The following is a 21,851-nucleotide window of genomic DNA, read 5'->3' as shown; positions in this document are numbered from 1 at the left end:
GAAAGGATGGTTACGATGGATATTCCTTTAATCGGTATTACCGTCCTATGGACCTTTTTATACGGATATTTAATAGTTGCATCGATTGATTTTGGCGCTGGTTTTTTTGCCTTTTACGGAAAAGTAACGAATCGCGATCACATTATTAATCATATTGTTAGCCGTTATTTATCACCTGTTTGGGAAGTAACAAATGTCTTTTTCGTCTTTTTCTTTGTTGGTATCGTTGGCTTTTTTCCGCAAACAGCCTACTATTATGGAACAGCGCTACTTATTCCAGGGAGTATTGCCTTAATCTTGTTGACGATTCGCGGATCATTTTATGCTTTCGGAAACTATGGATCAAAGGATAGTAAAGTTTATATGTTTTTATATGGTGCGACAGGGTTGTTAATACCAGCTTCTCTTTCAACGGCTCTTACGATTTCCGAGGGAGGATTTTTAGAGGAACGTGATGGGACAGTTGTTTTCTTAGCGAAAGAATTGTTTACTAGTTTTTATTCATGGAGCGTTGTTTTGTTAGCGATCGTATCCGTGTTATTTATAAGCGCATCCTTTTTAACGTATTATGCAAATCGAGCAGGTGACAGTGAAGCACAACATATTTTAAGGAAATTTGCTTTATTTTGGGCTCCACCAACGATATTAGCCAGCCTTTTAGTGTTTATTTCTTTACGAGAGCATAATCCGCGGCATTTTTATAATGCGATAGAACTATGGTGGATGTTTGCCTTATCCCTTTTATGTTTCCTTATGGCAACATGGTTCATATTTAAGGAAAAACGATTTGGTACTGCTTTCATTTTAGTCATGCTCCAGTTTTTCTTTGCCTTTTTCGGATACGGCGCCTCACACTTGCCATATATTTTAGATCCGTATGTAACGGTTTATTCTGCTTATACGAATGAAACGATGGGAATGGCATTGACGATTGCTTTCATTTTAGGATTACTGTTGTTAATTCCATCACTTGTTCTATTGATGAAATTGTTCTTATTTGACGCTGATTACGTGAAAGGGAAAAAATGATGCGAACGAAATGCTGACCTTTGCTGAAAGGGTCAGTTTGTTTAAAGATATATAAAATCAGCTTATGAAAAATTTTTTTGATGTACGTTTATTTAGACACACATATTAAAGTAACTCAAATTATGGTAAAATACCGTTATATATATTGATTGTTGGAGGAATCAACATGAAGAAGGAATTTGCTGTCATAGGCCTCGGTCGATTTGGAGGAAGTATTTGCCGCGCTTTAAGTGAAGAAGGAATGGAAGTATTAGCGATTGATATTGATGAAGATAAAGTCAATGAATTTGCCAATATTGCTTCACATGCGGTCGTTGCGGATACGACAGATGAAGCGGTATTAAAAAGCCTTGGTATTCGAAATTTTGACCATGTGATCGTGGCGATTGGGGACAATATTCAGGCAAGTATATTAACGACTTTAATGTTAAAAGAATTAGGGGTAAAGCATATTACTGTAAAAGCACAAAATGATTATCATGAAAAAGTGCTTTCCAAAATTGGGGCTGATTATATTGTTCACCCTGAGCGAGATATGGGAAAACGAATTGCCCACCATATTATTTCCAACAATGTTTTAGACTATCTTGAGTTATCGGATGAACATAGTATAGTTGAAATAGCAGCAAATGGGAATATTGCCGGTCATTCCATTATGGAATTAGACATTCGTGCAAAATATGGAATTAATATTGTCGCGATTAAACGAAATAAAGAAATAATTGTTTCCCCGCAGGCGAATGAAGTCATTCAATCAGGTGATATTTTAATCGTAATTGGAGCGGACACGGACATTAATCGCTTTGAAAAGAAAGCGTTAGGGGAATCATAACGAATATATACAATCATGGATTACTCTCTTTTAAAGGAAAGCTTTAGAGGCATGATGACCTTTCAATGGAAGAAAATCAGGATGCCTTTTGACAGATGTTGATCTATCCATTTCTCACATATTCTTTTTTACGATCAAAAAATAGACTTCCCTTAGGATTAATAGCGGGAGAAGTCTATTTTTTGAGTAATTCTTAATCAACGATTTTGCTTCAAGACGCAAGTTTGCACTCATTTTTTTATTTATCATTCTTGATTTTTTAAACCATTCATGATAAATCGTACTGTTAATTCTATTTCAAGTTCATCATCCCAATTGGTTTCAGGACTGATTAAAAACCGGGCAAGCATATAACCAAAAACAGTCGAAATGATCATTCTGACAACTGATTCAGGAGGGATCTCAGCAATTTCTCCTTTTTCTTGAAAGTGTTTGACAATTTTGATGAATTTTTCATAAACGTGTGTTAGAAAGATGTTCTGAAATTCTCCACGCAATTCTTCATGATAAAACACTTCTTGAATATATATTTTTAAAATCGGAAAGTTTCGTTTGGCAAATTCATATCGATTTTTTATTAGTTTCCGAATAAATACTTCAAAGCTCTCATACTTATTTTCGAGCACCTCTTGGACAAAGCTTTTCGCAAAAAATGGAGAAACGTATTTGATGATCGTTGGCATGACAATAGAAATGAGCAGGTCTTTTTTCGTTTTATAATGGCGAAAAATAGTTCCTTCTGCTACTCCTGCTTTTTTGGCAATTTCGCTTGTTGAAGTTGCCGCAAAGCCTTTTTCCGAGAACATTTCAATAGCTGCCTTCACAATTTTCTTCTGTTTTTCACTCATATTTGATTCTTCATCTTTATTTAAAAATTGTTCCATCATCTCAGAAATTTTCATAAATTTGAACATCCTTTCAAAGACATGATGTTCTATTATAGACGACGATATCGTTTTAATACAATGACATTCAAAATAATAAATACAACCGAGAAAGCTAATAAAATATACACATCTTGTTGGAAGCTTTCAAATCCGTTACCACGAATCATAATTTCTCTTAACGCATTAGCACCATAAGTTAATGGCATGATAACACTAAACGACGCAAGCCAATCTGCCATCGCATCAAGTGGAAATAACCCAGAGAAAAAGACTTGTGGTACAATGACTAACGGAATAAACTGTATCATTTGTAATTCGTTATTGGCAAACGCAGAAAGTAGTGTACCCAATGTTAAAGCTGTCATGGCAAGTAGTAAAGTTATTAGAAGAACATACCAAAAGGACCCTACTAACATCATGTTTAATACACGAATGGCATAGCCTGATATAAGGGTTGCTTGAATGGCTGTAAACAATCCAAATCCTATAACATAACCGAAAACGAGTTCATGACGACGTATAGGCGTTGCTAAAAGTCTTTCAAGTGTACCACTTGTTCGTTCACGTAAGAAGGACACCCCTGCTATTAAAAAGACGAAAAAGAAAATGAAAAATCCAATAAGGACAGGTCAAGATTTGCTTTATCCAATAAGCATCTTATGTTTGATGGGAGTTGTCATGATGGGAGTCGGTATTAACATGATAGAAAAAAGGGTTTAGGGTTTCTTCTTAAAATAAATGAAAAGAGGAGTGTTGCACATTATTAAGATTGTAAACTAATTTATAAAACCGAGTTTATTCAGACAAAATAAACACTTATGTTAATAAATACACTTCTAAAGAGTAGTGGAGTTACCAAAGAAAAAAATGGAGAACGAAGCTACCATAAAAAAAGAGGTGCGTGTTGCACCTCTTTTTTTAGATTTCCATAATAATCGGTAAAATCATTGGACGACGTTTTGTTTTTTCATACAAAAATGGAGCAAGAGTATCGGTAATCTCGTTTTTAATCTCTGACCATTGTGTTGTTTTCCGTTCCATAACTTTCGATAAATGCTTCGCAATTAGCTCTTGTGCATCATTGATTAAATCTCCTGATTCGCGCATATAAACAAATCCGCGAGAAATAATATCTGGACCTGCCGCAATTTTAAATTCCTTCATATTGATGCTTACAACAACGATGACTAGTCCTTCCTCAGATAGAATGCGACGATCTCGTAATACGATATTTCCGATGTCGCCAATTCCACTTCCGTCAATATAGACGGAACCTGAAGGAACTTTTCCAGCAACAGATGCTTCCTTCTCATTCATGGCAAGGACTTCGCCATTATCGAGAATGAAGCAATTTTCTTCCGGAACACCACAATCAACAGCAAGCTTGGCATGCATTTTTTGCATCCGATATTCACCGTGAATCGGCATAAAATATTTCGGTTTCATGAGCCGAATCATTAATTTCTGCTCTTCTTGACCACCATGTCCAGATGTATGAATGTCATTTAATGAACCATGTATAACCTCAGCTCCGGCACGGAAAAGCTGATTAATCGTTCTGGATACACTTAATGTATTTCCAGGTATAGGAGATGAAGAAAAAACAACTGTATCTCCTGGAATAATTTGAATTTGACGATGAGTGCCGTTTGCAATACGAGATAATGCTGCCATAGGTTCTCCTTGGCTTCCTGTGCAAAGGATTGTGACACGATGGGCTGGCAGTCGATTAATTTCATTTGCATCTACAAACGTATCCTTTGGACAACGTATATATCCTAGCTCCTGACCAATTTCGATGGCTGCCTCCATACTGCGGCCAAAAACAGCAATTTTGCGGTTATTTTTTACAGCCGCTTCCGTTACTTGCTGAAGGCGATGAATATTAGAGGCAAAAGTTGCGAAAATAATGCGTCCTTGCACTTTACGGAAAATTTCTTGAATGCTTTCGCCGACTCTTCTTTCCGACATTGTAAAATCAGGAATTTCACTATTTGTGCTGTCTGAAAGAAGGCAAAGCACACCTTCTTTTCCGATTTCAGCCATTTTCGTTAAATTCGCAGGCTCACCAACTGGTGTAAAGTCAAATTTAAAATCACCTGTATGTACAATATTACCGGCAGGTGTTTTCACAACGACACCAAATGAATCTGGAATACTATGGGTCGTTCTGAAAAATGTAACAGATGTCTTACGAAATTTAATGATATCATCTTCTTTTATCACATTTAATTTTGATTGTCTTAATAGTCCGTGCTCTTCCAGTTTATTTTTAATTAAACCGATTGCTAGTTTTCCTCCATAAATTGGAACATTTATTTCGCGTAATATATAAGGGATTCCTCCAATATGATCTTCGTGACCATGTGTGACGAACAACCCTTTTATTTTTTCTTGATTTTTGACTAAATAGGAGTAATCGGGGATGACATAATCAATCCCAAGTAATTCATCCTCAGGAAATTTTATTCCAGCATCAATTAAAATAATCTCATCTTGGAATTGAACAGCATACGTATTTTTTCCAATTTCCCCGAGCCCACCGAGGGCAAATGCCGCTACTTGATCACTTTTTAAAAATTTCATATACAATCATTACTCCACTACTTTAAAGTTTTCGCTTTGTTTTTCAAATTCGAGGAAAACATCATTAATCGGTTGAATGTATTCAATATTATAGCCAAATTCTCTAATTTTTGCACGGACCTCACGTTCAGACTCTGCTTCAATAAAAAAAGATTTCGTTCTTTCTCGAACGGGTGGCTCATCTGCCACTTCTTGATAAAATACTTTAAACATCATAATAATCGATCTCTCCTTAATAACCGAATATTTCATATGCTTTTATTATTATATTCGATTATTCGACTAAAGCCAAGCTTGTATCAAGACGTGTAACGGAAAATGAATGAAAATGTAAAAAACTGGACTAAACGTCCAGTTTTTAGGCAATTATTTTTCTTCTCAATAAATGTTTCCACTGTTTTCTTATTTTTTTCTTTAATTTTCTTAGCATTTTGTATGTCCCTCCTTTTTCAGTCTTTTGCCTTTTTCCGTTCTTTGTTACTTTTATTATACGTGATTTTCGCTTATATTTTTCATAGGTGTTCATGGAATATATTGCCTAACATTTCCTTTTCAACAGGGATTTCTTTTTTGTATAATCATGATTTGATCCAAAAAGGACGTACTTCATCCGTTCTTTTTGTTACACAAATTGACTTTCGAACAGTGATGATTGAGGTTTTTTTATTGTTTGATGGACAAATATTCGTTAATATGATAATTAGTTTTCTTTTCTATTTATTTAATGTCAACAAGTAAGTCTTCAAAAAGCTTCTGCTTGAAAAAGGGGGAATAAACATGAAGAAAAAGCTTATATTTTTTGATATAGATGGAACTTTGTTAGACCATGAAAAAAAATTACCACTTTCAACGGAAAATGTCGTGAAAAAGCTTCAAAATGCTGGACATCACGTTGCGATTTCAACAGGACGAGCACCATTTATGTTTAAGGAGCTGCGAGAACGGTTAAACATTCATTCGTTTGTGAGCTTTAATGGGCAATATGTTGTGTTTGAAGGGAAGGTCATATACGAAAATCCAATAAAAATAGATATATTAAAAAAATTGTTAAGTTATGCGAATGATTCAAAACATCCTTTAATATTTATGAGTGAAGAAGATATGAAAGCAAGTATGGAAGACCATCCATACATCCATGAAAGCATGGGTTCGTTAAAATTCGAGCATCCAGAGTATCATCCAGAATATTTTCATGAGAAAAAAATATATCAAACATTACTCTTTTGTTCAGAAGGAGAAGAAAGTTTGTATCAACATTATGAAGATTTACGGTTTATTCGATGGCATAAATATTCAACAGATATTCTTCCATTAGGTGGTTCAAAAGCAGAAGGGATAAAGAAGTTAATGGAACGTTTACACGTTAAAAAAGAAGATGTCATTGCCTTCGGAGACGGTCTAAATGATGTTGAAATGATTACATTTGCAGGAATAGGCGTTGCAATGGGGAATGCAGTAAAGAGCGTGAAAAACGTTGCTGACTTTATTACAAAACCAGTAGATGAAAATGGCATCGAACATGCCATATACGAGCTAGGGTTATTAGAAAGATAAAGGGCTCAGACTGAGCGCAAACGCTTTTATTCTTTGTTATTTTACCCTCTTCGAATGCTCATTACCGGACTTGGTAACTCCGCTTCTCATCGGGCTCGTGCCTCGAGACATGTGTTTTCATTCAGTCTGAAAAATTCCTTAGAAAAAGACTTTGTCTACAAACTAAAGGGCTGTCGATAGAACAGCCCTTTCTTACAAGTTAAAAGTTTGTTAAATCAACTACTCAATTGGAATTGCGTTTTCTGGAACTTTAAATGGATTTTCTTGATCAATGTGGTCATAAAACATAATTCCATTTAAATGATCAATTTCATGCTGGAAAACGATCGAAAGCAATCCTTTTAAACGTAAATCAACCTCATTTCCATCGATGTCCGTTGCTTTAACGCGAATTCGTGCATATCTTGGAACATAGCCAGGTATGGACCGATCAACAGATAAACAACCTTCTCCGCTTGTTAAGTAGCTTCGTTCAACAGAATGGCTGACAATTTTAGGATTAAACAAGGCATATGTATGTTGCTTTCCTTTTTCATCTTCGACATGAACAGCAATCATTCTTTTTGATATATTAATTTGTGGAGCGGCTAAACCAATTCCAGGTCGCAAATCATATTTTTCCGCTAGTTCAGGATCTTGGCTATTTTTTAAATACTCCACCATCTCCTGCAAAATTTGTTTATCTTCATCTGATGCAGGGAGAGGCACCTCTTTTGCGGTTTGACGAAGTGTTGGGTGACCGTCTCGAATAATATCTTTCATCGTAATCATGTTATAATCCACTCCTCTTCAAGCTCATTACACATAAGTCAAATTATACTGAATTTAAGAATATAATAAAAGAATTGCCCGCTGGATGCGAGCAAGAAAATAAAATTGTAAAAAGTTTGTTTTAACACAAGTAGGCTGCACCTACGATAATTAATAAAATAAACAAGACAACAATTAATACAAATGTTCGGTTGTAACCATATGTTGGATAAGCATATCCTGGATAGCGATGCATCATAAATCCCCCTTTTGAGCAAGTTAGGCAAAACATTTACTATACATTATGAAAAGTTCAACATTTTGATTAGACGAATGCCTAATTTACTCATTTTTCTTTCGTGAAGAACATACAATATGTGGAGACAATCCTTGGTGTCGCACATAATTCAATCGAAAAAGATGACATTGATGTCAACAAAGGTTAAAGTAGAAATAGGGGATAAATAAGGGGGATGCTTATATATGAACAATAGATGGTTTCATCTCATTTTTTTGTTCATTTTACTTACAGGGTGTATGTCCCAAAGTCCTGAAAAAAACATCTATTTCATTTTAGAAAATGTTGTTGAGCTTGAAAAACCTTTTAAAGAACAACAAAAACCTATTTCTGAATTAGAGAAAAAAGAGAGTGAAATATATAATCAAATCGTATCATTAAATACGAATGAATTTGAAAAAATTAAACAATTAAGTGAAGAAGCACTTTCTGTCCTCAACGAACTGGAAGATCGAATGAACAAGGAATATAAAAGCATTGTACAGTCGAGAAATGAGTTTTCTAAAATTGGAGATGAGATATCCAAAATTAACGATGAACCATTAAAAACACAAGCCCTTCAACTGCAAAAAACGATGGAAAAACGGTATGATATTTACGAGTCGTTATATTCACATTATATTAAAGCTCTTGAATACAATAAAAAGCTTTATGAAATGTTTCAACAAGAAAACTTATCCCTTAACGAAATAGAAGCACAAATTCAGTTGATTAACGATGCTTATAAGCAAGTAAAAGAAACGATTAAATCATTTAATGAACAAACAAAGCAATACAATGAGGCGAAACTAAAATTTTTTGAAGATGCAGGATTAAATATCGAAAAACAATCTAAATCTACCGCTTTATTACGGTAGTTTTTTTTTATGAATATACAATAATTTCATGTAGTATGTACAAAGGATACCAGCTCCAACACTTTGTTCGGTTCAAGTCACGCCACAGCGTGACAAAGCAAGGGTAAAGCTTGCCTATAACAGTCGAAAAGTTACAATAATGCTCTTTTAGAAAAGGCCTTTTTCTAAAAAACTCGACTTACTTAGTGAAGAAAAAGGTGAACATGATAAATGATTAGATGAGAGGATAGATTATAGGAAGAAAGAAAAAATTTCTTAAAATTTTATTTAACTGTATCTATAATAGTGATACAGTATAACTTGTTGTACTAATACAGTCTAGATAATCATGAAAATATTTTATAAAAATACAAGGAAGTTTAACGTTTACATTAAAAGAAAACAAAGAGATTGACGTAAGCTATGAAAATGTGTAAACTATGAATTGAAGTTGATGTGTACTAATAAATTAAAGATTTTGATTAGTACAGTTTTAAAATGATGGTATCGACTACCATTCTGATCAGGTAAGGGTAAGGATTAGGGTTATTTAATGAAACAGATGTGTCAACCTTTTCATTTTAGGGTAATCTAATGCTATGTATATGGAATCATCTGACTTTTTATTTATGAAGAGAAAGGAAGAGGTGACTTTAATGGCTGCGAAAACAAAAAAAGCTGTTGTTGACAGCAAGAAGCAATTTGAAGCCATTTCAAAGCAGTTTCAAACATTTCAAATTTTAAATGAAAAAGGCGAAGTTGTGAACGAAGCAGCAATGCCTGAATTAACAGATGATCAATTAAAAGAGATCATGAGACGCATGGTGTACACTCGTGTGTTAGACCAACGTTCTATTTCTTTAAACCGACAAGGTCGTTTAGGATTCTATGCACCAACTGCTGGACAAGAAGCTTCGCAAATCGCATCTCATTTTGCACTAGAAAAAGAAGACTTCTTACTACCTGGTTATCGTGATGTTCCACAATTAATATGGCATGGACTTCCTTTATACCAAGCCTTCTTATTCTCTCGTGGTCACTTCCATGGAAATCAAATGCCTGAGGGTGTAAATGCACTTTCGCCACAAATCATCATTGGTGCGCAATACATTCAAGCAGCAGGCGTTGCACTAGGTATGAAAAAACGCGGTAAAAAAGCAGTTGCCGTTACTTACACAGGTGATGGCGGTACTTCACAAGGTGATTTCTATGAAGGTATTAACTTTGCAGGTGCTTTCAAAGCTCCAGCAATCTTTATCGTTCAAAACAACCGCTTTGCAATTTCAACACCAGTTGAAGTTCAATCAGCAGCAGAAACATTAGCGCAAAAAGCGGTCGCCGCTGGTATTCCTGGCGTTCAAGTTGACGGTATGGATCCACTTGCTGTATATGCTGCTGTTCGCGAAGCTCGCGAGCGTGCGATTAATGGAGAAGGTCCAACATTAATTGAAACGCTTTGCTATCGCTATGGTCCACACACAATGGCTGGTGATGACCCAACTCGCTACCGTTCTAAAGACCTTGATAATGAATGGGAAGCAAAAGATCCGCTTGTTCGTTTCCGCAAGTTCTTAGAGGCAAAAGGATTATGGAGTGAAGAAGAAGAAAGCAAAGTAATCGAACAAGCGAAAGAGGATATTAAAGAAGCAATTAAAAAAGCGGATGAAACGCCAAAACAAAAAGTGACGGAATTAATTAAAATTATGCATGAAGAAGGCAACTGGCCTTATAACTTACAAGAGCAATATGAAATTTATAAAGAGAAGGAGTCGAAGTAAGCCATGGCGCAAATGACAATGATTCAAGCAATCACTGATGCGTTGCGTACTGAATTAAAAAATGATGAAAACGTATTAGTGTTCGGTGAAGACGTTGGTGTAAACGGCGGTGTTTTCCGAGCTACAGAAGGATTACAAAAAGAGTTCGGTGAAGATCGTGTATTTGATACACCATTAGCTGAATCCGGAATTGGTGGACTTGCGATCGGTCTTGGTTTACAAGGATTCCGTCCAGTTGCGGAAATTCAGTTCTTCGGATTTGTTTATGAAGTAATGGATGCCATCTCTGGACAAATGGCTCGGATGCGCTATCGTTCTGGTGGACGTTGGCATGCACCAATTACGATTCGTTCACCATTCGGTGGCGGAGTTCACACACCAGAATTACACGCTGATAGCTTAGAAGGTCTTATGGCCCAACAACCTGGTTTAAAAGTAGTCATTCCTTCTACACCTTATGACGCAAAAGGTTTATTAATTTCAGCGATTCGTGATAACGATCCTGTTATTTTCTTAGAACATATGAAGCTTTACCGTTCCTTCCGTCAAGAAGTACCAGAAGAAGAATATACAATTCCAATCGGTAAAGCAGATATTAAACGTGAAGGTAAAGACATTACCATTATTGCGTACGGTGCTATGGTACATGAGTCATTAAAGGCAGCAGAAGAATTAGAAAAAGAAGGTGTATCGGCTGAAGTAATCGACTTGCGTACAGTAAGCCCACTTGATATTGAAACAATTATCACATCCGTTGAAAAAACAAATCGTGCGATTGTTGTACAAGAAGCACAAAAACAAGCAGGTATTGCAGCAAACGTTGTAGCGGAAATTAATGATCGTGCCATCTTGAGCTTAGAAGCGCCTGTGTTACGGGTTACAGCACCAGATACGGTCTATCCATTCTCTTCAGCTGAAAGCGTTTGGCTTCCAAACTATAAAGATGTATTGGAAACAGCGAAAAAAGTATTAAACTTCTAATAATGCAATGAATCATTGTAGAAAGAAATCAGTTTAAACTGATTTCTTTCTCAAATATTAAATAAGCACGGATCATCAAGAGTTAGAAATGCGAATTTTACGAGGAGGTCGAAAGCCGTGGCATTTGAATTTAAATTGCCGGACATCGGTGAAGGTATTCATGAAGGTGAAATTGTCAAATGGTTTGTTAAACCAGGGGATGAAGTAAACGAAGATGATGTATTAGCAGAAGTACAAAATGATAAAGCAGTTGTAGAAATCCCTTCTCCTGTAAAAGGAAAAGTATTAGAATTAAAAGTGAGCGAAGGGGAAGTTGCAACAGTCGGTCAAGTCATTGTAACTTTTGATGCACCAGGTTATGAAAACCTTCAATTTAAAGGTGAAGACCATCAAGAACCACCTGCACAAGAGGAACAAAAAGATGAGCCTAAAGCGGAAGAAAAATTGAAAGAAGCAGAGGCGGAAGTGGAAGTAGATCCAAATCGCCGCATTATTGCAATGCCTTCTGTACGAAAATACGCCCGCGAAAAAGGCGTTGATATTCGTCAAGTAACAGGTTCTGGGAAAAACGGCCGTATTTTAAAAGAAGACATCGATGCCTTCTTAAATGGAGGAAAAGCTCAAGCTGCAGCACAGCAAGATGAAGCAAAAGTTGAAAGAGAAGAAAAACAAGCGCAAGAAACAAAACAACAAGCTCCTATCGTTCTTGAAGGCGAATTCCCAGAAACTCGGGAGAAAATGAGCGGAATTCGTAAAGCGATTGCTAAAGCAATGGTCAACTCCAAACATACTGCTCCACACGTAACATTAATGGATGAAGTCGACGTAACAGAGCTTGTTGCCCATCGTAAGAAATTTAAAGCAGTTGCGGCTGAACAAGGCATTAAGTTAACATATTTACCATATGTTGTGAAGTCGTTAACTTCAGCGCTTAAAAAATATCCAGTACTGAATACATCCATCGATGATGCAACAGATGAAATCATTCAAAAGCATTACTATAACATCGGGATTGCTGCTGATACTGAAAAAGGTTTATTAGTACCTGTCGTTAAACATGCTGATCGTAAATCTATTTTTGAAATTTCTAATGAAATTAATGAACTTGCAACAAAAGCTCGTGAAGGCAAGCTTCTTCCAAATGAAATGAAAGGTGCATCATGTACAATTACAAATATCGGATCTGCTGGTGGTCAATGGTTTACTCCAGTTATTAACCATCCAGAAGTAGCGATCTTAGGTATCGGTCGAATTCAAGAAAAAGCGATCGTGAAGGATGGCGAAATTGTGGCTGCTCCTGTTTTAGCGTTATCTTTAAGCTTTGACCATCGAATGATCGACGGTGCAACTGCTCAAAATGCGCTTAACCATATTAAGCGCTTGCTTAACGACCCACAATTATTATTAATGGAGGCGTAATCAATGGTAGTAGGAGATTTCCCAATTGAAACTGATACGATAGTGATTGGGGCTGGTCCTGGCGGATACGTTGCAGCGATCCGCGCAGCTCAATTAGGTCAAAAAGTAACAATTGTTGAAAAAGGAAATTTAGGTGGCGTGTGCTTAAATGTTGGATGTATCCCTTCAAAAGCGCTCATTAATGCTGGTCATCGTTATGAAGAAGCAAAAAGCTCAGAGCATATGGGGATCAAAGCAGAAAATGTAACGGTAGATTTCACAAAAGTTCAAGAGTGGAAAGAAAGCATTGTCAAAAAATTGACTAGTGGAGTAGAAGGCTTATTAAAAGGAAATAAAGTTGAAATTGTAAAAGGCGAAGCATATTTTGTTGATGCGAATACAATTCGTGTTATGGATGAGAATTCTGCACAAACTTATAAATTTAAAAATGCTATTATTGCAACTGGTTCACGTCCAATTGAACTGCCAACATTCAAATTTTCAGATCGTGTGATCGACTCAACTGGTGCCCTAAACTTAAAAGAAGTTCCGAAAAAAATGGTGATCATCGGGGGCGGGGTCATCGGTGTTGAACTTGGTACTGCCTATGCTAACTTTGGAACAAAGGTTGTTATTGTAGAAGGCGCAGACGAAATCATCCCAGGATTTGAAAAACAAATGTCTGCACTTGTGAAACGCAACTTAAAGAAAAAAGGCGTGGAAGTCCATACGAAAGCGATGGCTAAAGGTGTAGAAGAAACAAAAGACGGCGTAAAAGTTACCTTTGAAGTAAAAGGTGAGGAACAAGTAGTAGAAGCAGATTACGTATTAGTTACCGTTGGCCGTCGCCCGAACACGGACGAGCTTGGACTTGAGCAAGTAGGTATCGAAATGACAGAACGCGGTTTAATTAAAATTGATAAACAATGCCGTACAAGTGTACCAAACATTTATGCTATTGGTGACATAGTTGAAGGTCCTGCGCTTGCACATAAAGCTTCCTATGAAGGAAAAATTGCAGCTGAGGCGATTTCTGGTCATCCGTCAGAAATTGATTATACGGCCATTCCAGCTGTAGTCTTCTCTGAGCCTGAACTTGCTTCAGTCGGATATACGGAAAAACAAGCAAAAGACGATGGCATTGAAGTCATTGCAGCGAAATTCCCATTTGCTGCTAACGGCCGTGCCCTATCTCTTAACGCTACTGATGGATTCATGAAGCTAGTCACTCGTAAAGAAGATGGTTTAGTCATCGGTGCACAAATTGCTGGTCCGAATGCCTCTGACATGATTGCTGAACTTGGATTGGCGATCGAAGCAGGCATGACAGCAGAAGATATTGCCTTAACGATTCATGCACATCCAACACTTGGTGAAATTACAATGGAAGCTGCTGAAGTAGCGATTGGAACACCAGTTCACATTATCAAATAATTATCGTTTTTGAACCTCCCGTTGTTGACGGGGGGTTTTATCAGTTTCTTTTGCCTTAAGATTCGAAAAAGTGCTCAAAAAAAGGTCAAACTTTTCGCTCATCTTATTGTACTAACACTTTTAATATGAAAAAATAGTTTTAAAAGAGCGATTATTTTTGCAACAATACATATGAAAATAGAAAAAGAAAAGAGTATTACACGGACACCATTTTGACAACATATCATATTGGCATGAATATGAAGGAGGGAATAGGATGACCGCTGAAACCAAATCCAAACAAATTATTGAACAAACTGAAAAGTATGGTGCAAAAAACTATCACCCGCTGCCAATCGTAATATCACAAGCAGAAGGGGTATGGGTTTATGATCCGGAAGGTAATCAATATATGGATATGTTAAGTGCCTATTCTGCCGTTAACCAAGGACACCGTCATCCAAAAATTATTCAAGCACTAAAAGATCAAGCAGATAAAATTACACTGACATCAAGAGCATTTCATAATGATCAATTAGGTCCATGGTATGAAAAGGTGGCAAATATTACAAATAAAGAGATGATCCTGCCAATGAATACAGGTGCAGAAGCCGTAGAAACAGCCATTAAGGCGGCTAGGCGTTGGGCATATGATATAAAAGGTGTAAAAGAAAATCAAGCCGAAATCATTGTTTGCGAAGGAAATTTTCACGGACGTACAATGGCGGCCATTTCTCTTTCAACTGAGACGGAATATAAACGTGGTTTTGGACCATTGCTTCCTGGCATTAAACATATTCCATATGGAGATGTAAATGCTCTAAAAGAAGCGATTACCGAAAATACAGCGGCCTTTTTACTTGAACCGATTCAAGGAGAAGCTGGAATCAACATTCCCCCGGAAGGATTTTTAAAGGAGGCTTACGAAATATGTAAACGTGAAGACGTCCTCTTTATTGCTGATGAAATCCAATCTGGTTTAGGTCGCTCCGGCAAAATGTTTGCTTGTGATTGGGAAAGTGTTGAACCAGATATGTATATTTTAGGAAAAGCATTAGGTGGAGGAGTATTTCCGATATCTTGTGTTGCGGCAAATAAAGAAATTTTAGGCGTATTTAATCCTGGCTCACACGGTTCGACATTTGGTGGAAATCCGCTTGCATGTGCCGTGTCAATGGCTGCTCTGGAAGTAATTGAAGAGGAAATGTTACCTGAACGGGCTTTAGAGCTGGGAAATTATTTTATGAAGAAGTTAAAACAAATCGAAAATCCAGAGATCAAAGAAGTGAGAGGAAAAGGACTGTTCATCGGAATCGAGCTTGGTACACATGCACGTCCATTTTGTGAACGTTTAAAAGATGAAGGATTACTATGTAAAGAAACCCATGATACCGTTATTCGTTTTGCACCACCGTTAGTCATTACGAAAGAAGAATTAAATTGGGCTTACGAAAAGATCCGAAAAGTGCTTTCAAAATAAATGGATTAATACTTTCGTTCATGAGCTTACTCATGAATGGAAGTATTTTTATATGGACTAATCAAAAACTGAGATTACATCGCCAAAACTATGATTATTCTGACAACGCTTTTGTCAATGGCAGGACAATCTCGTCTTTACTTTCAACAGGACCTTTTATATGGACAATAATTTTATTATTTTCGACGACTACAAGTGATGGGTATGTTTTAATATCAAAAGGTGGGTGGTCTGTTTGCTTCCGGTAAAACACCTTCATATTTTGGATCTCTCTTGGAAAATCATGTTTTAAATCAAGTAAAGCATCGTAATAAACAGCTTCTTCATGGATTGAACGGTCATCCGAAAAAAATACAATTTGGCGATCGTCAAATTGTATGGCCTTCAACTTATCATTTTTTGAATACGGACTACATGAAGAAAGTAATAGTACGATAAAAAGGGCGACAGTGACCTTTTGCACCCTTTCCCCACCTCTTTCATTGACCATTTCAATGCTGCAAAAAATATAGTTTAGTAAGAACGAACCAAATATTTTATGGATATTTTATCATATTTACTGTGTTTTCCAATGATTATTGCTAATTTGTTACATAATTGAAAAATATTTTGGATGATTTCGGCATAAGATGTAAAAAAATAAGTACATAAACCGAACAAATGAAATGTAGGGGATTCGTATGGAGGGAAAATGGGCGGTTGTCCTATTTTTTCACAGTATATTGTGGAGTGCTTTTACGGTTATTGTATCGTTTTCTGGCAAAGATATTTTGTTTGCGAAAATGATGATATGGGTCATTTTCTTCTTTATTGCCTATCAAATATCGAGCTGCATACTGCATGTACGCAAATATGCCTTCCTTTTTACAAGCGTATTTATGATCATATTTTTTATGGGGCAGCAATTGTATATGTTACTGTTTGCATAAAAAATTAGGGCAGCTATGTCAACTGCCCTTTTTTCCAACATATTAGAGTATTAGTCTTTTTCTTTTTGGACCACTTTGTATTGGACAATATTTTCGTTTTGTAACGATTTTACTAAGGAGAACACCGTTAAAATCATAATAACAGCAAATGGTAATGCGGCAATAATGGAGGCTCTTTGTAACGCTTCTAATCCGCCAGTATAAAGTAAAATCGCAGCTGCACCTGACTGGATAATTCCCCAAATAAACTTGATTGAGCTAGATGGATTTAAGTTTCCATTCGTCGTCTGCATTCCTAAAACGAATGTAGCAGAATCTGCAGAAGTGATAAAGAATGTACTAATTAATAAAATTGCAAGACCTGATGTAACACGGGCTAATGGATATTTTTCAAGGACAGCAAATAAAGCGACCTCCATCCCTTTTTCATTCATAATCTCTAAAATTGGTTCATTGTTAAAATGTTCCAAAAAGATAGAAGAACCCCCAAATACAGAAAACCATAACGCACCGAAAATCGTTGGGACAGCTAATACGCCGATAATAAATTCACGAATAGTTCTTCCTTTTGAGACACGGGCAATAAATGTTCCGACAAAAGGAGCCCATGCAATCCACCATGCCCAATAGAAAATGGTCCAATCTTGTACCCAAGTGTTGTCCGTATGAAATGGAGTCATGCGAAAACTCATCGATGGCAAGTTTTGAATGTAAGATCCTAGTGTTGTCGTAAATAAATCCATAATAAAATTTGTCGGACCTGCAAATAGTAAAAAGATTAATAAGGAAATCGCTAATATAACATTTATATTACTTAAGTATTTAATTCCTCTGTTTAAACCAGTTTGGGCAGATAACATAAATAATAACGTTACGATCACAATAATGATTAATTGAGTAGTAAAGTTATTTTCGATCCCTGGTATTAAATAGGAAAATCCACCACTAATTTGGATCGCACCTAAGCCCAACGATGTCGCAACTCCAAAAACAGTTGCAAAAACTGCAATAAAATTGATGATGATCCCGAGTTTACCATCAACTCGATCGCCAAAAAGAGGTCTTAATATATTGCTGACGACACCATTTTCTTCTTTACGAAAAGTAAAGTAGGCTAAAGCTAAGGCAATAACCGCGTAAATTCCCCAAGGATGTAAACCCCAATGGAAAAAAGCATAACGGAGAGCGAGCTTGGCAGAATCATCTGTCAATCCTTCGCCGATTGGAGGAGCAGAGTAGTGGTACATCGGTTCAGCAACACCCCAGAAAACAAGACCAATTCCCATCCCTGCACTAAATAACATCGCAAACCATGTTAAGTTTGAGTATTCGGGCTTAGAATTTTCTGGCCCTAGCTTAATCGATCCATACTTTGAAAAAATCAGTCCAATTGAAAAAATTAAAAAAAACGTTGCGGTTAATAAATAAAACCAGCCAAACTTTTCAATAATAAAGCCATGTAAAAATAAGGTGACATTGTCTAAATTCCATTTAGGTAATAGGAAATCAGGAATCGATCCCCAAATGATAAATAAGAATGAGACAATGACAGACAAAATGAATACAGGTGAAAATTTTCTCATCATATTTAGCTAATACCTCCTATTCTATTTTTGTCGAAATGACGACGCTTTTTAGTGTAACATTTCCTTTCTTATTCGTGAAGGAAAAACCTTGTAAAAAGTAGTGTATAGGCTTTCATTATTTATCATTTCCATTTATTGGTTGTATGAACAAAAAGAATAAAGTACTATTAAGTATTTTATTTGTAATTTCTAACAGATCTCCTCATGTTATTAATGGAAAATGATTACATAACTACATTTTCGATTATTTAACATTATTTTTAATTGTGTTATACAATTAACACTTGACGAATAAAATATGACATATTATTATATAAATAACAAACAATAAATCGCTTTCAAATAAATATATACAGTTCCATTTAAAAAATTATGGAAAAGGGGAATGAACGTGGGAACGATTGTTTGTCAACACTGTAATCATACGATCGGTTTTTTTGAAGATGAAAAAGTAACAACTTTATATGGAAAATGTGATCAATGCGATTGCAAACATGAAAAGAAATTTCAAAAAAAATAAGCTCGATTCGTATCACGATGGGGGATTTAACTGAGGGGTATAAGATCATAATAAAAGCATGTGCTTCTAGCACATGCTTTTTCTGTAAAAATAAACAACCTTTAGAAGATGTTTTATTTAATCGCTTTATGCTCTTTTATCACACGTAAATATTGAAGAGTTGGATCTTCTGGTCCTTGTACCGGTAATCCTGCTTCTAAATTTTTCTTAATATACGTTAAATTTTCTTCGGTAATAATTTCACCTGGAATAAAGATTGGAATCCCTGGTGGGTATACCATAACAAATTCAGCAATAATCCTTCCTGCTGACTCTTCGAATGGTACAACCTCTGTTTCTGAGTAAAAGGCATCACGTGGTGATAAAGCTAAAACTGGTATATTTGGAAGTAAAACAGAGGGTTTCACCGATTGATCCGCTTGATGTTTAAAATGATCAGAAAGGTCTTTTAATGCTTTCACTAAAATAGATGTTTCATACTCAGTATCACCAGGTGTAATGATACAAAGAATGTTGTATAAATCGGAAAGCTCTACTTCAATTTGATAATTCTCTCTGAGCCATACTTCAACATCATAGCCAGTTAAGCCAAGTTCTTTAACGGAAATGATTAATTTGGTCGGATCATAATCAAATGTTGCCATCGTACCGAGAATTTCTTCCCCAACACAATATAGATGGTCAATTTCATTAATTTCTTTTCGTGTTTGATTTGCTAATTTAATCGCTTTTTCTATTAAATCATGACCTTCTATTGCAAGCTGCTTTCTAGCTGTATCCAATGAAGCGAGCAATAAATACGAAGTGGATGTGGTCGTTAACATACTTAATATAGCTTGAACTCTGTGAGCTGAAACAAGACCTTCTTTTACATTTAATACAGAACTCTGCGTCATCGATCCACCTAGCTTATGAACGCTTGTTGCAGACATATCAGCACCTGCCTGCATAGCTGAAAGCGGAAGGTCCTCGTGGAAATGAATGTGAACTCCATGCGCCTCATCTACTAATACTGGTATGTTATATGAGTGTGCAAGGTCAACGATCTGTTTTAAATCTGCACAAATTCCAAAATAGGTTGGGTTGATGACGAGAAGGCCTTTTGCATCAGGGTTTTGTTCAAGTGCTTTTTTTACGGAATCTGTCGTGATCCCATGTGAAATGCCTAAATTTTTATCGACTTCTGGATGGATAAAAACAGGCACTGCACCTGAAAATACAATGGCAGACATAACAGATTTATGGACATTTCTCGGTACAATAATTTTATCGCCAGGTCCGCAAACAGCCATCACCATTGTCATAATAGCACCGCTCGTACCTTGTACAGAGAAAAATGTATAATCAGCACCAAACGCTTCAGCTGCAAGCTCTTGCGCTTCTTTTATAATGCCGTGTGGAGAATGGAGGTCATCTAATGGACCGATATTAATCTGGTCCATCGCTAAAGCATTGTGGCCAATAAATTCACGGAATTCAGGAGATGTCCCTGCTCCTTTTTTATGTCCAGGTATATGAAATTGGATTGGTTTTTTTTCAATGTGCTTAAGAAGTCCAGTAAACAATGGTGTTTGATGTTGTGACAATTGTTTTTCCCACCTTTATGATGAATGAATATCACTAGTAAACATAAAACAAATGAATTATAGCACTTTCCCTATCTTTTGCAAAGATTATTTTTTGAACAAACAAATAGTTAAATTGGTGAAATTTTTCCTCAACAGAGACGGTTCATTTCGTTGTAGTCATAAAAGGAATATATTGATAAAATAATAAAAGCTTGCTTGCGTTTTCGCTTAGGTTATGAGGAAAGCACCTTCTCAATCTTAAAGGGTGCACAATTTGATCGATACTGGAGTGGTTGTGATGAAATATTCTTATCCATTTTCATTAGACTGGACGACACAAGAAATTATTGATGTCATTAAGTTTTTTGAATGCATTGAAAAAGCTTATGAAAGCGGGATTAAAAGAGAAGATATGCTACAGGCTTATCGGCGTTTTAAAGAAATTGTTCCTAGTAAATCAGAAGAAAAAAAGATGTTTAAAGAATTTCAAGAAGTTAGTGGATATTCGTCTTATCATGTTGTAAAAAAAACACGGGATTCACATGATGGAGAATTCATTGACTTTCGCCCCCATAATAAAGGCTAAGGTATGCTCTATTATAGATTATTATTGAAAAGTAGCTGGCTTTTGCCAGCTACTTTCAATATGTAAATTAAATATTTCTTTATGAACCCATATACTTGTCATAACGAATAAACCTTTTTAGACAGTTGGTATAAAGGCAGCAATGTTTTAAAAGTATTTTCAATTAGCATTATAAACTCTTTTTTTGAAAGGTTTATCATTTCATCTCTCGGTATATTGACTCCACATAATAATTCCGCCTTTTTCACATTTATTAGACGCTCAATCATTGTTTGCAACTCATTCTCCGTTAATTCCCCATGTTTTTTTATTTCTGGTTTCGTATGATCAATCGACCATACAAAGTGGTCTGGTATTTCTTTCATAATGGAAGCAAGATGATTTTTTAATTCCTTTCCAAATTCCTGTTTAATCGGGCATTCATAAATAACAGCAAACCAAATAAACACATGTGTTTTCCATAGTCCGATTTGAAAATGAGGAAGTTTTTTGTATCCGCGTTTATTACTAGCAAACGCCACCCATGTATCATCAGGTGGGTTAACGGAACGTCTAGCATGCTTTGCCACATGTGGGAATATTTCTTCACCTGTTAAAGTTGTTAAAAATCCGGAAAAATGCTGCCCATACGCTTCTAATTTAGGTCGGATGATTCGTTTTATTGCGTCCATTCGTGCATCAAGACCCTCAACTTCTAACACGGCAAAATCTTCTTGTTGAAAAGGGGTTAATGGACCCATATATATCCTCCCTCTATAAATGTTGATATATCAACGGTTGTAGCCGTTTCAGGGGTGTCAAAAAAATATTTTTCGACAAAATTCCTAACATTATTTCTTA

Annotated in this window: 21 protein-coding genes and 1 pseudogene; 12 read left to right on the top strand and 10 right to left on the bottom strand. The window is 36.1% G+C overall.

Going from position 1 to position 21,851, the window contains the following annotated elements; genetic code table 11:
- Positions 1-15: 15 nt before the first annotated feature.
- Together J2S06_RS06005 and J2S06_RS06000 are read left to right on the top strand one after the other, a co-directional pair.
- The gene (locus tag J2S06_RS06005; RefSeq protein WP_419151658.1) at positions 16-1,029 is read left to right on the top strand and encodes a cytochrome d ubiquinol oxidase subunit II; all 1,014 of its coding nucleotides are present in this window, start codon (positions 16-18) and stop codon (positions 1,027-1,029) included.
- Positions 1,030-1,195: 166 nt separating this feature from the next.
- The gene (locus J2S06_RS06000) at positions 1,196-1,861 is read left to right on the top strand and encodes a potassium channel family protein (protein WP_419151657.1); all 666 of its coding nucleotides are present in this window, start codon (positions 1,196-1,198) and stop codon (positions 1,859-1,861) included.
- Between the two features lie 245 nt (positions 1,862-2,106).
- Here the strand turns inward: J2S06_RS06000 and J2S06_RS05995 are convergent, their stop codons facing one another.
- The 4 genes and pseudogenes from J2S06_RS05995 to J2S06_RS05980 all read right to left on the bottom strand — a co-directional run bounded on the left by J2S06_RS05995 (position 2,107) and on the right by J2S06_RS05980 (position 5,550).
- On the bottom strand, positions 2,107-2,763 hold the full coding sequence (locus tag J2S06_RS05995; protein WP_419151656.1) for a TetR/AcrR family transcriptional regulator: 657 nt from the start codon (positions 2,761-2,763) through the stop codon (positions 2,107-2,109).
- A 35-nt stretch (positions 2,764-2,798) separates the two neighbouring features.
- Positions 2,799-3,377, bottom strand: a pseudogene (locus J2S06_RS05990) (ABC transporter permease); the annotation flags it as partial.
- A 289-nt stretch (positions 3,378-3,666) separates the two neighbouring features.
- Positions 3,667-5,334 (bottom strand): ribonuclease J1, encoded by a 1,668-nt coding sequence (gene rnjA, locus J2S06_RS05985; protein ID WP_419151655.1) that lies wholly within the window; start codon positions 5,332-5,334, stop codon positions 3,667-3,669.
- A 9-nt stretch (positions 5,335-5,343) separates the two neighbouring features.
- Positions 5,344-5,550 carry a DNA-dependent RNA polymerase subunit epsilon gene (locus tag J2S06_RS05980; protein ID WP_419151654.1) on the bottom strand — a complete coding sequence of 69 codons (207 nt, stop codon included), beginning with the start codon at positions 5,548-5,550 and terminating at the stop codon, positions 5,344-5,346.
- 561 nt (positions 5,551-6,111) lie between these two features.
- Between J2S06_RS05980 and J2S06_RS05975 the strand changes: the two genes are divergently transcribed.
- The gene (locus tag J2S06_RS05975; protein ID WP_419151653.1) at positions 6,112-6,888 is read left to right on the top strand and encodes a Cof-type HAD-IIB family hydrolase; all 777 of its coding nucleotides are present in this window, start codon (positions 6,112-6,114) and stop codon (positions 6,886-6,888) included.
- A gap of 219 nt (positions 6,889-7,107) precedes the next feature.
- Here the strand turns inward: J2S06_RS05975 and def are convergent, their stop codons facing one another.
- Both def and J2S06_RS05965 read right to left on the bottom strand, forming a co-directional pair.
- Positions 7,108-7,659, bottom strand: a complete 552-nt coding sequence (gene def, locus J2S06_RS05970) for a peptide deformylase (protein WP_419151652.1) — start codon at positions 7,657-7,659, stop codon at positions 7,108-7,110.
- A gap of 121 nt (positions 7,660-7,780) precedes the next feature.
- On the bottom strand, positions 7,781-7,930 hold the full coding sequence (locus tag J2S06_RS05965) for a YjcZ family sporulation protein (protein ID WP_419151651.1): 150 nt from the start codon (positions 7,928-7,930) through the stop codon (positions 7,781-7,783).
- Between the two features lie 191 nt (positions 7,931-8,121).
- Here J2S06_RS05965 and J2S06_RS05960 point away from each other — a divergent pair, with 191 nt between their 5' ends.
- The 6 genes from J2S06_RS05960 to J2S06_RS05935 all read left to right on the top strand — a co-directional run bounded on the left by J2S06_RS05960 (position 8,122) and on the right by J2S06_RS05935 (position 15,822).
- Positions 8,122-8,793: a YkyA family protein gene (locus J2S06_RS05960; protein ID WP_044747248.1), complete on the top strand. Its 672-nt coding sequence runs from the start codon at positions 8,122-8,124 to the stop codon at positions 8,791-8,793.
- A gap of 635 nt (positions 8,794-9,428) precedes the next feature.
- Complete coding sequence (gene pdhA, locus J2S06_RS05955) at positions 9,429-10,550, top strand: pyruvate dehydrogenase (acetyl-transferring) E1 component subunit alpha (RefSeq protein WP_044747249.1); 1,122 nt, start codon at positions 9,429-9,431, stop codon at positions 10,548-10,550.
- A 3-nt stretch (positions 10,551-10,553) separates the two neighbouring features.
- A complete protein-coding gene (locus J2S06_RS05950) occupies positions 10,554-11,531 on the top strand; it encodes an alpha-ketoacid dehydrogenase subunit beta (RefSeq protein WP_044747250.1) in 978 nt (325 codons plus the stop codon).
- A 117-nt stretch (positions 11,532-11,648) separates the two neighbouring features.
- The gene (locus tag J2S06_RS05945) at positions 11,649-12,950 is read left to right on the top strand and encodes a dihydrolipoamide acetyltransferase family protein (RefSeq protein ID WP_044747251.1); all 1,302 of its coding nucleotides are present in this window, start codon (positions 11,649-11,651) and stop codon (positions 12,948-12,950) included.
- Between the two features lie 3 nt (positions 12,951-12,953).
- Positions 12,954-14,363 carry a dihydrolipoyl dehydrogenase gene (gene lpdA, locus J2S06_RS05940; RefSeq protein ID WP_044747252.1) on the top strand — a complete coding sequence of 470 codons (1,410 nt, stop codon included), beginning with the start codon at positions 12,954-12,956 and terminating at the stop codon, positions 14,361-14,363.
- Between the two features lie 256 nt (positions 14,364-14,619).
- Positions 14,620-15,822, top strand: coding sequence for an ornithine--oxo-acid transaminase (locus J2S06_RS05935; RefSeq protein ID WP_419151650.1), 1,203 nt, complete (start codon positions 14,620-14,622; stop codon positions 15,820-15,822).
- 94 nt (positions 15,823-15,916) lie between these two features.
- Here J2S06_RS05935 and J2S06_RS05930 read toward each other — a convergent pair whose 3' ends face one another.
- Positions 15,917-16,285, bottom strand: coding sequence for a hypothetical protein (locus tag J2S06_RS05930; protein WP_052659296.1), 369 nt, complete (start codon positions 16,283-16,285; stop codon positions 15,917-15,919).
- A 217-nt stretch (positions 16,286-16,502) separates the two neighbouring features.
- On the opposite strand from J2S06_RS05930, the gene J2S06_RS05925 reads away from it, so the two are divergent.
- On the top strand, positions 16,503-16,751 hold the full coding sequence (locus J2S06_RS05925) for a hypothetical protein (RefSeq protein ID WP_044747255.1): 249 nt from the start codon (positions 16,503-16,505) through the stop codon (positions 16,749-16,751).
- Between the two features lie 50 nt (positions 16,752-16,801).
- Here J2S06_RS05925 and J2S06_RS05920 read toward each other — a convergent pair whose 3' ends face one another.
- Positions 16,802-18,334, bottom strand: coding sequence for a glycine betaine uptake BCCT transporter (locus tag J2S06_RS05920; protein ID WP_419151785.1), 1,533 nt, complete (start codon positions 18,332-18,334; stop codon positions 16,802-16,804).
- A gap of 394 nt (positions 18,335-18,728) precedes the next feature.
- Between J2S06_RS05920 and J2S06_RS05915 the strand changes: the two genes are divergently transcribed.
- Positions 18,729-18,857: a GapA-binding peptide SR1P gene (locus J2S06_RS05915; RefSeq protein ID WP_044747256.1), complete on the top strand. Its 129-nt coding sequence runs from the start codon at positions 18,729-18,731 to the stop codon at positions 18,855-18,857.
- A gap of 113 nt (positions 18,858-18,970) precedes the next feature.
- Here the strand turns inward: J2S06_RS05915 and J2S06_RS05910 are convergent, their stop codons facing one another.
- Positions 18,971-20,443, bottom strand: a complete 1,473-nt coding sequence (locus J2S06_RS05910) for an aminotransferase class I/II-fold pyridoxal phosphate-dependent enzyme (protein WP_419151649.1) — start codon at positions 20,441-20,443, stop codon at positions 18,971-18,973.
- A 280-nt stretch (positions 20,444-20,723) separates the two neighbouring features.
- On the opposite strand from J2S06_RS05910, the gene J2S06_RS05905 reads away from it, so the two are divergent.
- A complete protein-coding gene (locus J2S06_RS05905; RefSeq protein WP_044747258.1) occupies positions 20,724-21,011 on the top strand; it encodes a UPF0223 family protein in 288 nt (95 codons plus the stop codon).
- Positions 21,012-21,109: 98 nt separating this feature from the next.
- On the opposite strand, the gene J2S06_RS05900 is transcribed toward J2S06_RS05905, so the two are convergent.
- Entirely contained in the window at positions 21,110-21,751 is a 642-nt protein-coding gene (locus tag J2S06_RS05900; protein ID WP_419151648.1) for a YktB family protein, read from the bottom strand.
- Positions 21,752-21,851 lie beyond the last annotated feature (100 nt).

Origin of the sequence: Bacillus alveayuensis (genome assembly GCA_030812955.1) — a bacterium.
Classification (GTDB): domain Bacteria; phylum Bacillota; class Bacilli; order Bacillales; family Aeribacillaceae; genus Bacillus_CB; species Bacillus_CB alveayuensis.
Note: the sequence above shows the minus strand (reverse complement) of the source record. Positions and strands in the feature narration are given on the sequence as shown.

What these genes read in the sequence shown, in the direction of transcription:
- J2S06_RS06005 (WP_419151658.1), top strand. Translation starts at nt 16, where the DNA reads ATGGATATTCCTTTAATCGGTATTACCGTCCTATGGACCTTTTTATAC.
- J2S06_RS06000 (WP_419151657.1), top strand. Translation starts at nt 1,196, where the DNA reads ATGAAGAAGGAATTTGCTGTCATAGGCCTCGGTCGATTTGGAGGAAGT.
- J2S06_RS05995 (WP_419151656.1), bottom strand. Translation starts at nt 2,763, where the DNA reads ATGAAAATTTCTGAGATGATGGAACAATTTTTAAATAAAGATGAAGAA.
- rnjA (WP_419151655.1), bottom strand. Translation starts at nt 5,334, where the DNA reads ATGAAATTTTTAAAAAGTGATCAAGTAGCGGCATTTGCCCTCGGTGGG.
- J2S06_RS05980 (WP_419151654.1), bottom strand. Translation starts at nt 5,550, where the DNA reads ATGATGTTTAAAGTATTTTATCAAGAAGTGGCAGATGAGCCACCCGTT.
- J2S06_RS05975 (WP_419151653.1), top strand. Translation starts at nt 6,112, where the DNA reads ATGAAGAAAAAGCTTATATTTTTTGATATAGATGGAACTTTGTTAGAC.
- def (WP_419151652.1), bottom strand. Translation starts at nt 7,659, where the DNA reads ATGATTACGATGAAAGATATTATTCGAGACGGTCACCCAACACTTCGT.
- J2S06_RS05965 (WP_419151651.1), bottom strand. Translation starts at nt 7,930, where the DNA reads ATGTTTTGCCTAACTTGCTCAAAAGGGGGATTTATGATGCATCGCTAT.
- J2S06_RS05960 (WP_044747248.1), top strand. Translation starts at nt 8,122, where the DNA reads ATGAACAATAGATGGTTTCATCTCATTTTTTTGTTCATTTTACTTACA.
- pdhA (WP_044747249.1), top strand. Translation starts at nt 9,429, where the DNA reads ATGGCTGCGAAAACAAAAAAAGCTGTTGTTGACAGCAAGAAGCAATTT.
- J2S06_RS05950 (WP_044747250.1), top strand. Translation starts at nt 10,554, where the DNA reads ATGGCGCAAATGACAATGATTCAAGCAATCACTGATGCGTTGCGTACT.
- lpdA (WP_044747252.1), top strand. Translation starts at nt 12,954, where the DNA reads ATGGTAGTAGGAGATTTCCCAATTGAAACTGATACGATAGTGATTGGG.
- J2S06_RS05935 (WP_419151650.1), top strand. Translation starts at nt 14,620, where the DNA reads ATGACCGCTGAAACCAAATCCAAACAAATTATTGAACAAACTGAAAAG.
- J2S06_RS05925 (WP_044747255.1), top strand. Translation starts at nt 16,503, where the DNA reads ATGGAGGGAAAATGGGCGGTTGTCCTATTTTTTCACAGTATATTGTGG.
- J2S06_RS05920 (WP_419151785.1), bottom strand. Translation starts at nt 18,334, where the DNA reads ATGAGAAAATTTTCACCTGTATTCATTTTGTCTGTCATTGTCTCATTC.
- J2S06_RS05905 (WP_044747258.1), top strand. Translation starts at nt 20,724, where the DNA reads ATGAAATATTCTTATCCATTTTCATTAGACTGGACGACACAAGAAATT.
- J2S06_RS05900 (WP_419151648.1), bottom strand. Translation starts at nt 21,751, where the DNA reads ATGGGTCCATTAACCCCTTTTCAACAAGAAGATTTTGCCGTGTTAGAA.